Source organism: Marinospirillum alkaliphilum DSM 21637 (assembly GCF_900119735.1).
In the GTDB taxonomy this organism is placed as follows: domain Bacteria; phylum Pseudomonadota; class Gammaproteobacteria; order Pseudomonadales; family Halomonadaceae; genus Marinospirillum; species Marinospirillum alkaliphilum.
The window spans coordinates 1-15637 of record NZ_FPJW01000015.1; the positions used below are offsets into that span (position 1 = coordinate 1).

General features: G+C 56.0%; 16 protein-coding genes and 1 tRNA gene. 4 read left to right on the plus strand and 13 right to left on the minus strand.

The window, feature by feature from the left end:
• The 4 genes from BT114_RS14435 to mtnA form a co-directional block, all read right to left on the minus strand.
• Positions 1 to 1919 (minus strand): methyl-accepting chemotaxis protein (locus BT114_RS14435; protein ID WP_143142856.1); only part of this gene is annotated, 1919 nt, incomplete at its 3' end.
• A gap of 197 nt (positions 1920 to 2116) precedes the next feature.
• Positions 2117 to 3409 carry a DUF7305 domain-containing protein gene (locus tag BT114_RS14920; RefSeq protein ID WP_143142857.1) on the minus strand — a complete coding sequence of 431 codons (1293 nt, stop codon included), beginning with the start codon at positions 3407 to 3409 and terminating at the stop codon, positions 2117 to 2119.
• Between the two features lie 177 nt (positions 3410 to 3586).
• Positions 3587 to 3663: transfer RNA gene (locus BT114_RS14445), tRNA-Val, on the minus strand.
• 71 nt (positions 3664 to 3734) lie between these two features.
• The gene (mtnA, locus tag BT114_RS14450; protein WP_072327214.1) at positions 3735 to 4808 is read right to left on the minus strand and encodes an S-methyl-5-thioribose-1-phosphate isomerase; all 1074 of its coding nucleotides are present in this window, start codon (positions 4806 to 4808) and stop codon (positions 3735 to 3737) included.
• Between the two features lie 112 nt (positions 4809 to 4920).
• Here mtnA and BT114_RS14455 point away from each other — a divergent pair, with 112 nt between their 5' ends.
• From BT114_RS14455 to BT114_RS14470, 4 genes are read left to right on the plus strand one after another with little or no spacing between them, the layout of a single operon-like run.
• Complete coding sequence (locus BT114_RS14455; RefSeq protein WP_072327215.1) at positions 4921 to 6279, plus strand: TRZ/ATZ family hydrolase; 1359 nt, start codon at positions 4921 to 4923, stop codon at positions 6277 to 6279.
• Positions 6280 to 6293: 14 nt separating this feature from the next.
• Positions 6294 to 7013, plus strand: a complete 720-nt coding sequence (ubiG, locus tag BT114_RS14460; RefSeq protein WP_072327216.1) for a bifunctional 2-polyprenyl-6-hydroxyphenol methylase/3-demethylubiquinol 3-O-methyltransferase UbiG — start codon at positions 6294 to 6296, stop codon at positions 7011 to 7013.
• On the plus strand, positions 7010 to 7753 hold the full coding sequence (locus BT114_RS14465; RefSeq protein ID WP_084662308.1) for an META domain-containing protein: 744 nt from the start codon (positions 7010 to 7012) through the stop codon (positions 7751 to 7753). Before ubiG ends, BT114_RS14465 begins: the two co-directional genes overlap by 4 nt.
• A 28-nt stretch (positions 7754 to 7781) precedes the next feature.
• Positions 7782 to 8426, plus strand: coding sequence for an HAD family hydrolase (locus BT114_RS14470; RefSeq protein ID WP_281249053.1), 645 nt, complete (start codon positions 7782 to 7784; stop codon positions 8424 to 8426).
• Here the strand turns inward: BT114_RS14470 and BT114_RS14475 are convergent.
• From BT114_RS14475 to BT114_RS14515, 9 genes are read right to left on the minus strand one after another with little or no spacing between them, the layout of a single operon-like run.
• On the minus strand, positions 8407 to 9132 hold the full coding sequence (locus BT114_RS14475; RefSeq protein WP_072327219.1) for an LrgB family protein: 726 nt from the start codon (positions 9130 to 9132) through the stop codon (positions 8407 to 8409). The two genes, BT114_RS14470 and BT114_RS14475, sit on opposite strands and share 20 nt — an antisense overlap.
• Positions 9119 to 9478, minus strand: coding sequence for a CidA/LrgA family protein (locus BT114_RS14480; protein WP_072327220.1), 360 nt, complete (start codon positions 9476 to 9478; stop codon positions 9119 to 9121). The genes BT114_RS14475 and BT114_RS14480 overlap by 14 nt, the downstream gene beginning before the upstream one ends.
• 1 nt (position 9479) lies before the next feature.
• Positions 9480 to 10334 carry a formyltetrahydrofolate deformylase gene (purU, locus tag BT114_RS14485; protein ID WP_072327221.1) on the minus strand — a complete coding sequence of 285 codons (855 nt, stop codon included), beginning with the start codon at positions 10332 to 10334 and terminating at the stop codon, positions 9480 to 9482.
• A gap of 41 nt (positions 10335 to 10375) precedes the next feature.
• Positions 10376 to 13270 carry a proton-conducting transporter transmembrane domain-containing protein gene (locus tag BT114_RS14490; RefSeq protein WP_177247107.1) on the minus strand — a complete coding sequence of 965 codons (2895 nt, stop codon included), beginning with the start codon at positions 13268 to 13270 and terminating at the stop codon, positions 10376 to 10378.
• Positions 13263 to 13553 carry an NADH-quinone oxidoreductase subunit K gene (locus BT114_RS14495; RefSeq protein WP_072327222.1) on the minus strand — a complete coding sequence of 97 codons (291 nt, stop codon included), beginning with the start codon at positions 13551 to 13553 and terminating at the stop codon, positions 13263 to 13265. Before BT114_RS14495 ends, BT114_RS14490 begins: the two co-directional genes overlap by 8 nt.
• A complete protein-coding gene (locus tag BT114_RS14500) occupies positions 13550 to 14473 on the minus strand; it encodes a hydrogenase subunit MbhD domain-containing protein (RefSeq protein WP_072327223.1) in 924 nt (307 codons plus the stop codon). The genes BT114_RS14495 and BT114_RS14500 overlap by 4 nt, the downstream gene beginning before the upstream one ends.
• Entirely contained in the window at positions 14470 to 14814 is a 345-nt protein-coding gene (gene mnhG / locus BT114_RS14505) for a monovalent cation/H(+) antiporter subunit G (RefSeq protein ID WP_072327224.1), read from the minus strand. Before mnhG ends, BT114_RS14500 begins: the two co-directional genes overlap by 4 nt.
• Entirely contained in the window at positions 14804 to 15127 is a 324-nt protein-coding gene (locus BT114_RS14510) for an MrpF/PhaF family protein (protein ID WP_072327225.1), read from the minus strand. The genes mnhG and BT114_RS14510 overlap by 11 nt, the downstream gene beginning before the upstream one ends.
• Positions 15124 to 15636, minus strand: coding sequence for a Na+/H+ antiporter subunit E (locus BT114_RS14515; RefSeq protein WP_072327226.1), 513 nt, complete (start codon positions 15634 to 15636; stop codon positions 15124 to 15126). Before BT114_RS14515 ends, BT114_RS14510 begins: the two co-directional genes overlap by 4 nt.
• Position 15637 lies beyond the last annotated feature (1 nt).

Here is a 15637-nt window from a genome sequence, read left to right on the forward strand (position 1 = left end):
ATATTCCGTACCGACTGGGCATTGTGGGCACTGGCATTGGCAATATCCCGCAGTGCAATCACCACCTGGCTGCTGGCGGTTTTCTGCTGTTTGGTCGACATCGAAATCTGCTGTGCTGCACTGCTGGTCTGACTGGCGGCACGCACCAGTGCACTCAGGTCTTCTGCCGTTGCTGAACTGACCTGCATGCCCGCCTGAATTGAGGACGATCCCTTCTCCGAAGTGATCACCAAGCGACTGATCGAGTCCTGGATTTCCTGAATCCGGTCTTCAATCTCGCGGGTGGAGTCGGTGACACTGTCGGCCAGACGGCGGATTTCACCGGCCACCACAGAAAAGCGTTTACCAGATTCACCGGCACTGGATGCTTCCAGTGCGGCGTTAAAGGCGATCAGCTTGGTCTGGTCCGCCAGGGTGTTGATCAGGTCCATCACCTTGCTGATCTGTCTGGATTTGGCACCCAGCTCCATGATCTCGTGCAGGCTCTGCTCGTTATCCCGGTGAATTTCCGTCATCTGCTGCTGCAACTGCTGCATGGCATCAGCACCCTTGCGACTGTTGTCCAGCGTCAGGTTGGCCACATCCACCACGGACTGGGAGTGGTCAGCAATCTGGGTGGAAGAAGCGGACAGCTCTTCCATGGTGGAGGTGATTTCCGCCACCGAAGAAGACATCTGCTCCACTGCAGCCGCCATCGACTGGCTGACTTCCTGCTGCAGGTTGTTGTTGCGATTGACCAGGCCAGCGGTATAAGCCAGCCGGTTGGCTGATTCGGTTAAACGGCCGGAACTGCGGAAGACTTCATGGATGGCCTTGGACAGGCGCTCCAGCAGGCTGTTGGTCTGGCGAGCCAGCTCACCCAGTTCAGCCTGATCATGGGTTTCCAGCCGCTGGGACAGATCCAGGGTTTCGGTGATATGACCCAGTTGCTGCTGAAAACGCACCAAAGGGCGACTGAGCGAAGTTGCCAGCGGGTAAAGAATCATCAAGCTTAACAACACCAGTACCACACCAATCATCAGCGATTGATACAGCTGCTGCTCAATGGGTCCCATAAACTCAGCACGTGGCACTTCAACCACCAGGTAACGCTGGAGATCAGGAATCCAGATCAGTCCTACAAAAAGATCCTGAGCAGCATGGCGAATCTCTTCCACCACCACATTGCGACTGCCCAGTAAGGAACGCAGCTCTGCCGTGGCACTCAAGTCACCAATCAAGGCATCCGGTGAACGTACCTCTACAATGCCATCACGGTTGGCCAGTGATGCCCGGCCATTCTTCCCCAGTCGATAATCACTGATCATTTCGGCCAGCTGCAGCATGTTGATACCCACCCCGGCAACACTCCAGGGTTCACCAGCGGAATTACGCCCGGTGCTGCTGTAGTTCACAAACATCTGCAACTGTTCACCACTGAACTCATTGGAATCCAGATTCAGTTCATAAGGCTGGCCGGTGCCGATGTAGCGGAAATACCAACTGTCATCCGCACTGCTGCGATGCATCTGTCGACGATTAAGCTGACCATTCTGGTAGTGGTGATAAAAAATCCGCTGACCGTCATTGGCAGCAATGAATACAATGCCTGCATCCAGTTGACTGTGCACACGGGACATTTCAGCCTGCACATCAGACAGAGCCGATTCCGGCATGCCCTGACGAATCCAGCGCTCCAGATAGGAATTCGCTGCCAGGCTGCGTGACACCTGCAGGCTGGGTGCCAGACGCAGTGCAACCTCAGCGCCCAGATGCTCCAACTGGCTTGGCAACTCCTGCTGTAACAGGCTCTGCACCCTTGCCTTGGTGTGAAAATTGGATTGCAGTGAAAGGGAGAACAACATCATCAGCGCCAACAACACGCCAAAAGACACAAAAAGCCTGGAGCGAAGGGACAACCTGTTCCATGAGGTACGCATAATTCAGCCCGGTGGTCAGCAGTTTTTTACATTCTGTTAAACTACCGTTTCAGGCACTGAAAATGCAAGGAGAATATGCGCTTAATTCACCTCAAAGGCTGCACAAATCAAAGGTAACGGCTAGTTCAGCCAAAAACTGAACCTATGGTACAAACAAAAACCGTCCTTCGCGGGTAAACAGAATTTAGCTCTTTTGATCAGTAGTAATCATAATCAAGATCTATATCTGTGCGTGGCCTGAACTGGCCGACAGGAGCATAGTCCTGTGTATGAGTAAAACTTGAATTACCGCTCATTACTATCTGCTTTGCAAATGCCTGCCCAGTGTGATGAGCATTACCACGCAGGTCAAACTCTCCAGAAGGAGCATAAAGCAAACCACGCATGTTACTACCAGCCTGAAGCTTAATGGCCGCATTATTATTATTGCCATTAGAAGTTGCTGCACTATTTTCGTGAAAGCTAATACCCACAAATGAGGGCCAACCACTATCACTCATGCTTCCAGAGTCAGTAACGCTGCTACCTTTAAAGTTAAGACGCCCATCTGCAATGAGAGTAAGGCTACTTCCTGGCATGATCGTGATATTTCCTATATCAACATCACCAGCAACATAAAGCACAACATCCCCACCACTAATAGTGACGTTCCCTGTATCTAGACTACTGAGATGCATCACCTTCATTTCTCTGTCAAAAACTGTCCGCGTAGGCAAAGTAGCAGCATTAATGGTGTGGTTTCCTGATGGCAATACAGAAGCTGCAATACTTGCGATACCACTTGCCGTTAAGTTTTGAGCAGCTTTGAGCGGATCTGAACCAAGGTCAGAAGGGGAAAAATCTGTGTTCCTACTTAATGAGTTCCAATGACTACCTACACCAACTCCAAATCCAGCAGCCCCATAGACATGAGCAGAACCCGCTGAGACACGAAATTCACCTAGAGTTCTGGCAGCATCATTACCAAAGGTATTAATCAAATCTCCATCAGATCCATCTGGTGGAACATTTTCAAACATCACATTCAGCCCAAGGCGCTGCAATGCAATGATATTTGAACCATCTTCTGTACCCTGCCAAGCAGTTACAACCAGAGAAAGTGGCTGGCCATCCAATAAGGCTGCACAGTCAGAATCACCTGCCGATCGAGCCTCATCAAGTCGCCACCAAACTTGTACACCATTTTCATCCATATAGCTGTATGCATCAGATGGGAGAATAGCTGCAAAATAACTCTGGCATGCTGATGACAAGTTTGCACCCGTGGCAGCCGAACCCACTTCCCTTAAAGTAAAAAAACCCTGCTCTGCAGCAGATCGAATAGTGGGTTCCATCATTGCACTCTGCGCAACTCGAGCCTGAACACCAGTAAAATTAATGGATGAAACTACTACAGCACTGACAAACAGCATCATCAGTAATGATAGGGCAAGGATAAAACCTTGCTGTGAATTGGCGGCAGACTGACTAGAAGACAGGGAAGCTCCCATATTCTTGCACCCTCATTAACACACACAAATTATTTGCAATCTATGACAGCTTTTACACTACTTTATTTGTTACTCACTGAAAAGTTTATTTGCACCAAAGTAACAGATGCAAAAAACACCCAAAACAAAAACGGCCGCTCAGTCAATGCTGTAAGCGGCCGTTTTTGCTGGAAATTTTGGTAGGACTATCCGGACTCGAACCGGAGACCTCTACCATGTCAAGGTAGCGCTCTAACCAACTGAGCTATAGTCCTGTGTTTCAACAGGTGCGCATTATAGGTGCACTGCTTTCAAAAGCAAGTGTTTTTTGTTTTTTTGTTTAAAGTCAGTGCATTGCCTTGCGTGACATGAGCTTTTCAAGCTGCTCCCGGTTCGGCCGGTGGATCACACCCTTTTCGGTGATCAGTACATCGACCAGGTCCGCTGGCGTCACATCAAACACCGGGTTAACCACGTCAATTTCGGCGGCAATGCGCTGGCCGGCGGCATAAACCACTTCTTCAGCACCCCGATCCTCGATTTCAATCAGATCACCACTTTCCAGTTCCATATCAATGGTGCTAGTCGGTGCCACCACCATCAGCCCTGCGCCGTGGTGCAGTGCCTGAATTGCCAGTTGATAGGTGCCGATCTTGTTGGCGACGTCACCATTGGCGGTGATGCGATCGGCACCCACGACCACCCAACTGATGGGTGCCAGTTTCAGTTGATGGGCTGCCGCACTGTCCACATTCAGCTGCGCCGGAATACCTTCCTGCACCAGCTCCCAGGCCGTCAAGCGTGAGCCCTGCCACCAGGGGCGGGTTTCATTGACGTGCACCTTGTCGATCAACCCCTGCTCCCAGGCTGAACGAATCACACCCAGCGCGGTGCCATAACCCGCCGTGGCCAGCGCTCCTGCGTTGCAATGGGTCATCACTTCCCGTCCGCGCTCCTGATCAGCGGCAATCACCGCCGCACCCAGCTTGCCCATCAGCAGGTTGGCTTCCAGATCAGCCTGATGAATGGCCGTGGCACCGGCCAGCAGTTCAGCAAAAGGATCAGTTGCTGTGGGCAAGCCTTCCACCAGTCGGCGCATCTGTTTCAAAGCCCAGAAAAGATTCACTGCAGTCGGGCGAGAAGCCGCCAGGGCTGCAAGATCCTTTTCCAGCGTTGTTTTCCAGTCCGCTCCCACCTCAGCAAAGCGCTGCCGGGCAGCCAGTGCCACCCCATAAGCCGCAGCAATGCCAATGGCCGGAGCACCACGCACCTGCATATCCCGAATGGCCACCACCACCTGCTGCACCTGACTGCACTCAATCCAGACCTCCTGTTGCGGCAACAGCCGCTGATCCAGTACCAACAGGCATCCATCAGACCAGAGCAGGGGTTTGACCTGGACAGCAGTTTCGGGTGTCATTCGTGTATCCTTGTTGTTTCATGATCAATGCATCAGGTTTCATGCCTGGCGCATCAGAGGGGCGCCAGTATAGGAGCCTGAACCGCAACTGGAAAGGCCAGATATTCAGCTTATGACTGCACACTCAAGCGAACACCCCACCTCCCTGCTCTGCCCCCAGTGGCTTTTAACAATGGATGAACAGCATCCGGATCAGGGATTGCAGCCACTGACGGACCAGGCCGTGGTGCTGGCTGGAGACCGGATTCTGGATGTGCTGCCACTGGATCAGGCCCGACTGCGTTATCCGCAACTGCACCCGTTGCCACTGCCTGAGCAGGTGTTATTGCCGGGATTGCACAACCTGCATGGCCATGCTGCCATGAGCCTGTTTCGTGGCATGTCGGATGATCTGCCATTGATGGAATGGCTGCAGGATCACATCTGGCCGGCGGAAGGCCGCTGGGTGAATCCGGAGTTTGTGCGTTGCGGCACGCAACTGGCGATTGCTGAAATGCTGCTGAACGGCACCACCTGTTTCAGCGACATGTATTTTTTCCCTGAAGTGATTGCCGAAGTGGCAGCAACCAGTGGCATCCGTGCCCAGGTCTGCACGCCAATCATTCAGTTTCCCAATGCCTGGTCCGCCAACCCGGATGAAGCACTCGACAAAACCCTGACACTGCACCAGCAGTACCAGGCACATCCTCTGGTGCGGGTGGCTTTTGGCCCCCACGCCCCCTATACAGTGGATGATACCACCCTCAACCGCCTGGCCGACCTGAACGCAAGCCTGGAGCTGCGGGTACAGATGCACCTGCACGAAACCGCGCATGAAGTGTCTGAGGCCGCAGGCCCTGAAGATAACGGTATAACACCCATTCAGAGAATGGATCAGCTCGGCCTGCTGAATGAACACTTTCAGGCAGTGCATGTCACCTGCATCAGTCCGGAAGACATGCAACTGCTGGCAGAACGCGGTGTGACCGTGGTGCACTGCCCCCAGTCCAATCTGAAGCTGGCCAGTGGCTTCTGTCCGGTGCAGGCATTACAGAATGCCGGTGTCCGCGTGGTGCTGGGCACCGATGGTGCCGCCAGCAACAATGACCTGGATCTGTGGTCTGAAATGCAGACAGCAGCCCTGCTGGCCAAAGCTGTGCATCAGGATGCCGCAGCCCTGCCAGCCACCGCAGCATTAAAAATGGTCACTTGTGATGCTGGCAAGGCTTACAGCGCCAAGCCCTTCACCGGGCAGATTCGCTCCGGTTTTGCCGCTGATCTTTGCAGTCTGAAGCTGGATCAACCGGATTGCTGGCCTTTGCATCACCTGACATCGCAACTGGTTTATGGCCGCATGGGTGACAAGGTGCAGCAGGTCTGGGTGAACGGACAACAACGGGTGAAGGATGGTAAACTGGTCGACATCGACCTGCTGGCCCTGAAAGATCAAGTCCGGGGCTGGCGTGACGCCATTCAGGCCCATCATCCTTGAAGGAAATACAACCAATGAGCAGCGCAGAAACACGCCAGAACGTTGATCAGGGCGAAATCGCCAAGTTCGAAGCCCTGGCATCCCGCTGGTGGGACCCGGAAAGTGAATTCAAGCCCCTGCACGACATCAACCCGTTGCGTGCCAACTGGATAGACAAGATGGCTGGCGTGGCTGGTAAAAATGTGGCGGATATCGGTTGCGGCGGCGGCTTGCTGAGCGAAGCACTGAGCCAGCGTGGCGCCAGTGTCACCGGCATCGACATGGGTGAAGCCCCACTGGCCGTGGCGCGTTTGCACCAACTGGAATCCGGCTTGCAGATCAACTACCGGCAGATGACGGCTGAAGCCCTCGCCGAGGAAGCACCGGAAAGTTTTGATGTGGTGACCTGCATGGAAATGCTGGAGCACGTACCAGACCCGGCGGCGGTGATTCGCGCCTGCGCTCGATTGGTCAAGCCCGGTGGCCAGGTGTTTTTCTCCACCCTGAACCGCAACCCCAAATCCTACCTGTTTGCGATTGTGGGTGCCGAATACCTGTTGCGCCTGTTGCCACGTGGCACCCATGAATACAGCAAGTTCATCCGTCCTTCGGAAATGGGCCATTGGGTGCGTGATGCCGGACTGGATGTGGCAGAACTGATGGGCATGACCTATAACCCACTGAGCCGCCGCTACAAACTGACACCCCACGATGTGGACGTTAATTACCTGATGCGCTGCACCCGACCAGAATGATGACTCGAAACCTGTTTTTTGCAGCCTTGCCTGCTGCGTTAGTGCTGACACTGGTCGGCTGCAGCGGCCAGGCTGTCCGGGAAGGCACTGACAATGCCACCTTCACCGGGCCTGAGCTGCCCTTCCAGGCCCGTGGCAATGAACCACCCTGGCTGCTGCAGATTGATGACCAGGGGCTGATGTTAAGCCGCGGTTATGATCGTCAGGAGCATCGCTTTGCTCCTTTGCGCCAGCAACCCGATAACACCCAACTGCGTCTGAGTGCAGGTGAGCGTGAGCAGGTCACCGCATTACTGACACCCGCACTCTGTCATGACTCCATGACCGGCATGCCCTACCCCTGGCAGGTGCAGGTGATCACCGAAGGCGAGCGCTTACAGGGCTGTGGTGGTGATCCTGTCAGCTTGCTGACTCAGGGAGAATGGATGATTGAAGATATTGCCGGGCGTGGCATCATTGACTCATCCCGCGTAAGCCTCCGTTTCAGTGCCGATGGACGCATCAGCGGTACCGGCTCATGCAACCGCTACGCTGGCAGTTATCATTTATCCGGTGAAGGCTTGCAAATTGGCCCTCTGCTGGCCACCAAAATGGCTTGTGCGCCGGCCTTGATGCAACAGGAGCAGACTTTTTTCCGGGTACTGGAAGCAACCAGTGCCTTTGACATCACTCCTGACGGTGCGCTGTTGCTGCACCAGTATCGGGAACAAACCACACTGAGAGGTTATCTTGGACAGTGACAGACCCAGGCCGCCTGCTGTGCAGGCGGTGCTTTTTGATCTTGACGGTACCCTAGTGGATACTGCACCAGATCTCGCCCTGGCACTCAATCGCTTGCTGCTGGAGCAGGGTAAACCGGAACTACCGTTTCACATCATCCGTGATCAGGTCTCCAATGGTGGCAATGCCCTGATTGAATTAGGTTTTGGTGTAAAGGTCGGTGAGGCGGGTCAGGCCGAACTGCGCCAGCGTTTGCTGGAGCTGTATCAGGACAAGGTGGCTGAACACAGCCGCCTGTTCGAAGGACTGGAACAACTGCTGGATCGTTTTGAGCGTCACCCCATCCCCTGGGGTATTGTGACCAACAAGCCTCGCATCTACACCGATCTGCTGCTGCGGGAACTGCGCCTGAATCCTGGCGTGGTGGTCTGCCCGGAAGATCTCGGGGTCAGTAAACCTGACCCGGCTCCCCTGCTGTTTGCAGCGCGCCAACTGGCAACACCACCGGAACAATGCCTTTATGTCGGTGACCACCTGAGAGACATCGAAGCAGGACGCCGTGCCGGCATGCAGACGCTGGTGGCCGGTTTCGGCTACATCAGTACAGCAGAGAACCCATCACACTGGGGTGCCGATCACCTGGCACACAGCGTGATGGAGTTAAATGCCTGGGTCATGCAAAAAATCGCATGATCAGCGGTATCAGAAAGGCGCTCAACAGGCCGGTCACACCCATTGCCAGACCAGCAAAGGCACCGGCCAGGTTGCTGTAACTGAAACATTGAGCCGTACCAAAACCATGGGCTGCCAGGCCCATGGCAAATCCCTGTACAGCATGGTCCTTGATTCTCAGCAGCTTAAAAATCGGTGGACCCAGCACACAACCAATGGCACCGGTGATCAACACGATGCCTGCCGCCAGCGCTGGATAACCACCGATCTGCTCCGCAATCCCCATGGCAATGGGTGAAGTCACCGACTTGGGTGCCAGCGACAGCAGGGTATCTTCCCGCCCGCCCAGCAAACGCACCAGCAGAATGGTGGACCCCACCGCAGTGAGAATACCCGCCACACAAGCCAGCATCAGCGGTAGGAATTCGCGTCGAATCCGCTCACGGTGGTCATACAGGGGGACTGCCAATGCCACAATCGCCGGTCCCAGCAGAAAGTGAATGAACTGAGCCCCTTCAAAATAGGTGCTATAGGGCGTGCCGGTCAGCAACAACAGGCTGACCAGCAGTGCAATGGCCACCAATACCGGATGCAGAAATGGCGTGCCACCGGCACGGCGATTGACCCACTGCGCCAGCATGAATGCCAGTAATGTCAGCAGCAGGTGCAGCAGCGGGCTGGCCGCCATGTACACCCACAGGTCCAGAAACGCGTCAGGAACCGGCATCATCCATCCCCCAACGCTTGCGCAGAAACTGCAGGACCAGCACGGTGACAGCCAGTGTCAGTGCAGTGCTGACCACCAGCGTGATCAGAATCACCCACAAATCCTGCTTTAACAGCAGGCCGTGATTGATCAGGCCAACACCGGCCGGCACAAACAGCAGCGGCAGGTAACGCAACAAGCCTTCGGATGCCTGACGCAGGCTTTCCGGTACTTTTTTCAGCAACAGCACACCAGCCAGCAATAACGCCATACCCAGCACCGGACCCGGCACGGGCAAACCCGTCAGGCGCACCAGCAGCTCGCCGATCAGTTGAAACAGCAGCAGTGCCGCAAAACCAGCCAACATCTCAGTTAAAAACCACGGTCTTGTTGCCGTACACCAGTACCCGGTCTTCCAGATGCCAGGCCAGGCCACGCGCCAGTACACTTTTCTCCACATCACGCCCCAGTCGCACCATATCCTGCGCGGTCTGGCGGTGATTCACCCGCACTGTGTCCTGATCAATGATCGGACCGGCATCCAGCTCTTCGGTGACATAGTGACAGGTGGCACCAATCAGCTTCACACCCCGCTCATAAGCCTGGTGGTAAGGTTTGGCACCAGCAAAAGACGGCAGGAAGCTGTGATGAATATTGATGATGCGGTGTGCATACTTGCTGCACAACACCGGCGGAATGATCTGCATGTAACGCGCCAGCACCACACAGTCAGCCTTGGCTTCATCAATCAGTCGCTCGATTTCAGCATAGGCTTCCGGTTTGTTGTCTCTGGTCACCGGCACGCGCACAAAAGGAATGCCATGCCACTCCACCAAATCCCGCAGGTCTTCATGGTTGGAAATCACCAGCGGAATGTCGCAGTCCAGTTCACCACTCTGCCAGCGGTGCAGCAGATCCACCATGCAGTGGGATTCTTTTGAGCACATCAGCACCACACGTTTTTTTACATCCGAGTCGGTGATGCTCCATTCCATCTCGTATTCACGGGCAATGGGACTGAAAGCGGTACGAAATTCATCCAGCCCGAAGGGCAAGGAAGCCGCACGAATCTCGTGGCGCATGAAAAAGCGATTGGCTTCCAGATCGGAATGATGGTTGGCCTCGGTGATCCAGCCGCCATACATGGCCAGAAAGTTACTGACCTTGGCAACAATGCCCACACGGTCAGGGCAGGAAATGGTCAGGGTATAAGTACGTTCCATCGGAATCTCTGAAGGTCGGGAAAAACCCCTAGTATAACGTTTCAACCGATCAGTGAATACGCCAGCAACCCACCCAGCAACGCCGCCACCCAGGCCAACAACAAACCCATTGCAAACCAGTTTTGCAGCTGCTTTTCCAGACCCGACAAACCGGTATAAAACGGACGCTGCCAATGCACCCTGACCCACCGCCACATTCGGCTGTACCAGAACGACTGAGCCACTGCTGATTGACGCGGCGAACCCTGCACCCGCCAGTAACCCAGCAGCAACAGCAGCGCCACAACAGGCGGCAATGCACCTTTCAAAATGGCCTCGATTGAAAACATCTCTACCTGCAGCTGTGTCTGCGGCCAGAACCAGGCATAACCGGCAGCCGACAACACCAGCAAACCCCAGGGCAACAACCAGGCTGGATGTAAACGGGCATCGGCAGTCGGTGGCAACAGCGCCAGCAACCATAACAGGCGACCCAGCAACAAGCTGGTGATCAGACTGCTGAGCAACAATAACCAGCCCGGCAAACCGGCAGCTGCAAAGCTCACATCCACGCCTTGCTTGACCAGCATGCCAGCCAACCAGGGCGCACCGGCCAGGGTTAATCCGGCCAGCAATACACCGGCCAGCAGCCAGACCGAATAACCTGCTGGCAGTGTTTTTTTCAAGCCAACCGCAAGAAACAGGCTGGCTTTAGCCAGGGCATGGGTTGCCGCCAGCAACACCAGACTCAACAAGGCCAGATCACGGGCCTGCTCCTGCAACATCAAACCGGCACCCAGCAACGCAGTCATCAGGCTCACCTGGCTGACACTGGACCAGGCCAGCAAGGTTTTCGGGTTGGACTGCAACAAACCACGCCACAGGGTATAAAAAACCCCGATTAATCCCAGCAGCACCAACACCCACCCCCAACTCTCCAGACCGTCTTGACTGGCATGGATGCGTAAAGCACCCAATACACCGGCCTTGATCATCAAACCCGACAAAACGGCACTGGCGGGTGTGGGTGCCACCGGGTGCGCCACCGGCAGCCAGAAATGCACACCCAGCGCCCCCGCCTTGATGGCCAGCGCCAGCCCTATCGCCAGCAAACCAGCAGCAGGCAAGGTTTGTTCAGCCAGCGCAGTGAAGCTGAGCGAAAACCCGGCCAGCAGCCCAATGCCCAGAAAAAAAGCCAGTTCACCCACCAGGCTCATGCCCAGATAAACCCGACCGGCAGCCAAAGCTTCAGCATGACCCGGCTGAATCACCAACCACCACCCCAGAAAACTCAACAGGGCAAACACCAGGTAAAAACTCAGCAGGTCCTGCGCAAACAACAACAACAGGTTCAGCAGCCAACCCAGGGTCAGCAACACCAACAATGGCTTGCCGAGTCGCCAGCCCCACGACAGCAACAGTGCCACCGGCCAGACCAACAACACCGGCAACAGCAACACCTGACCATACCAGTCCAGCGCCGGTGGCGAAAACAGTTGCCAGCCCGGGCCACCCAGCACCAACACGCCCACCAGCCAGCTGGTCAACGCAGTGAACAGCGCCAGCCAGGACAATAAGCGGACTCGCCAGCTCACCCCATGCAGGGTTTGCCGCATCACTGCCGGTCGCCAGGCAAACTGCATCACCCGGAACAGATAAACCGCCGTCATCAGTGTTCCCACCAATAACAGCATCACCGTCCATCCATCCTGTTGTTGCAGTGCGGCTTGCAGTAACTGCCATTTACCGGCGAAACCGGCTGTCGGCGGTGCACCCAGCAAACTGATGCTGGCCAGCACAAATGCCAGCCAGGCCACAGCCAACTGACCACCGCTACCCTGGATCACCCGCAGCCGATCACTGGCAAAATGCAGCATCAACACACCCGCGACCATAAACAATGCTGCCTTGGCCAGGCCATGAGCCAGCAGAAACATCAGGCTGCCCTGCCCGGCCAGACTCAACCAGGGGTCAGACTGATCATCCAGCTGCAGGGACAAAAGCATCAGCGCAAAACCCAGTTGCGACAGGGTTGAGTAGGCCAGCACCAGCTTTAAACGCCTTTGCAGCAAGGCCTGCACACCACCCCACAGCAGGCAAAGGGTTGCCAGCAGGGTAAAAAATGGCTGGGCTGTTTCCAGCAAGGGTAAAAAGGGGCCCAGCCACAAGCGCCACAGCAGGTAGATGGCCAGCGCAATCACCACCGAAGACAACACCACACTGACCGGTGCCTGAGCCCTGGAGTGCGCTTCCGGCAGCCAGAAATGCAAGGGCACCACGGCCGCCTTTAATAACAGCCCCAGCGTCATGCAAACGGCTGCCACCTGCATCAATGCACCCTCCTGCAACCTTTCAGGCAACAGCAGCAGATCCAGTACACCGGTCTGGCCATAAATCAGCGCCACACCCAGCAGGTAAAGCAACGAAGCCAGTAACGACGCCATCAGGTATTGCATGGCAGCCTTGCCTTCGGGGTCATTCCGCGACTGGGCCACCAGGCCCACGGCAGTCAGCGTCACCAGCTCAAGGGTCACATAAAGATTAAAAAGGTCGGCTGAAACCACCAGGGCATTCATGCCACCCCAGAGCAACCACCACAGCGGCCAGAAATAAGCCGAGCCACCCAGTGAAGGGCCAAACAGCCAGGCGGACAATGCCGCAGCAACACTGATCAGGTTGACGGTCAGCAACAACCAGGCAGCAGCCTGATCCAGCTGCCACTGAATGCCCAGTGGACTCGCCCAACCGCCCAGACTCAGCAACAAGGGTGACTCGGTGATCCCGGTTCCCGCCTGAAAGCTGACCAGGGTGGCCAGTAACATCACCGGTAAACCCAACCACAACACCACGCCCGGACGCACCAGACGCTGGAAGGACAACAGGGCCAATAACAGCGGCCAACTGACCAGCAGGGACAGTGCCAGTGGCCAGCAGGATGACATCAAAATATCAATCATGCTGACCCTGCTCCTTTTTGCGTCTGGCTTCCACACCATGCAGGATCAACGCCAGCGCCACTGCGGTGGTACTGACCGACACCACAATACCGGTCAGCACCATGGCATGAGGCACCGGGTCCAGTGCATCCGCCTTGCGTGCAACGGCCACCAGCAACAAAAACACGGCACTGCCCAGCACATTGATGGCCAGCAGGCGTCGCAGCAGGTTACCAGCAGTAAACAGACCGATCATTGCCAGCCCACACAGGGCCACAGCCAGCAGTGCATAGATGCCGGTCATCGGGCAGGCTCGCCATAGAGATAAAAAGCCATCAGCATCAGGGCAATCGACAGGGCCGTACCCACCTCCACCAACAGGATCAGCTCCGCCGCCCAGGCGGGTGGTAGTTGCATGAAGGTGCCAGTCAGCAGCAAACCACCCAGCGCCAGCAACAAAAACAATGCCAGACCGGCAACCAGCAATAACCGCAACAACCACTGGCGGTCATCACGCTGCATCCAGTCCACCCCACCCGCCAGCAACGTCAGAATGCCACCGGCACCCAGCACCGCACCGGCAGGAAAAGCGCCGCCCGGAGCATGCGAGCCACGCCATAACAGATAAGCGGCCACCAGCAGAAACACCGGGTGCAACAGACTGGCCAGGGCCGGTAAACCCGGCAAGCGTTCCGCAGGTGCATGCGGCACCACCGCCGCCCCCAGTGACCAGCTGAAAATCACCGCAGACAACATCACCGCCACCTCGAGCAAGGTGTCAAAGCCGCGCAGATTCAGCAATACCGCAGTGACCGGATGCGTCGCACCGGCACGCTCCAGCTCAGCATCCACCGCCGCAGCCAGACCCGGTGCGGGCAGATCCCAGACAGCAATACCCAGCCATAAACACACCAACAGCGTTAGAGCCGCAGCACTTAAAAACAATGGAGAAGTCCAGGGTAAAACCCTGAATGAAGGAGAGTCGGTGTCATCCAGACGCCCCAGGGCCGAAAGAAACAGGGCACCGGTGACACCTGCCCCTATTGCAGCTTCGGCCAAAGCAATGTCAGGAGCCTGCAGACGTATCCAGACCAGTGAAATCAGCAGCCCGAACACCATGAAACTGACCACACCCCGAAACAGGCTGACAGCAAACAGGGTTTGCCAGGCCAGCCAGAACACTCCCAGTGCCAGCAGCAGATCAAACAGCAACACCAGCGTCATGGTGCATCCTCACTGTCCAGATGCAGGGGTTTCTGTTCACCAAGATGGGGTTCAATTCCCGCGGCATAAGCCGTTCCCGCCACCAGCGTGGCACCAATGCTGGATGCCATCAGCATCAACACCCAGATCAACAGGTATTTCAGGGCCATTGCCAGACCCGGTGCCTGAAGCGCCAGCCCCATACAGACCAATCCCAACCCCAGGGTATCGGCCTTGGTCAGTGCATGCAGCCGCGCATAAACATCAGGAAAACGCAGCAAACCCAGGGTTCCAGCCACCAGAAACACAACGCCTGCTGTCACCATCAATTGACTGATCCACAACAGGATTTCAGTGATCATGGTCGTCTGCCTGCGGCTGGTGTGATGGCTGTTTTTTTGACTGCTGATGACGCTTTAACACCGACCAGGCGCGGGTCGCAAAATTGGCTACCGCCATCGCCGCCAGCAGGGCAAACAGCAGCGCCACATCCACCAGGGCGTCACTGGCCGTTAGAACACCCAGTATCAAGACCAGTGCCAGACTGGAGGTGGAAATCAGCTCCACGGCCAACATCCGGTCTGCAGCCGTTAGCCCTTTAAGCACTCGCCACAAACCTACCGCTGCATTCAGCAACAGGATCAGCATCAACAGATGGAACAGTGACGGGTTCACAAGGCTTTCCTGATTGCCGGAGGAACGGGGTGACCGTAAAGATCGGCAACATCCACTTCCAACCGCTGCAAGGTAGTCAGAGTTGAGGGGCGATAGTTGAGAATGTGAATGTGCAGGCAATCCTGATCCGGCAAGGGACGAAGTGTCAGAGTACCGGGAATCAGGTTGATCAGGCTGGCCATGAACACCTGGGCTGGCCCTTCAGGAAGGCAACTCCAGGTGTAGTCAACCAACCGGGTGTTAAGGCGGTGTCTTGGGGTGGCTGCCAGTACAGCCACTTCCCAGCCACCACGTGCACTTAACAGCAGAAAACGAGGGATCAGGCGCAACAGGGGTAACCCGTGCCAGCGCCAGGGGATGCCCGGCAGCACCGGAGTCACCCAGGCCACCATCAGCACCAGAGGCACCCCCCACCACCAGGCGGTCACCTCACCCTGGGTCAGTATCCACCAGAGCAGTGCAAACAAAACGACTCTTGCAGGGTAATACCGCCCGGGGCTGAGGCGCATA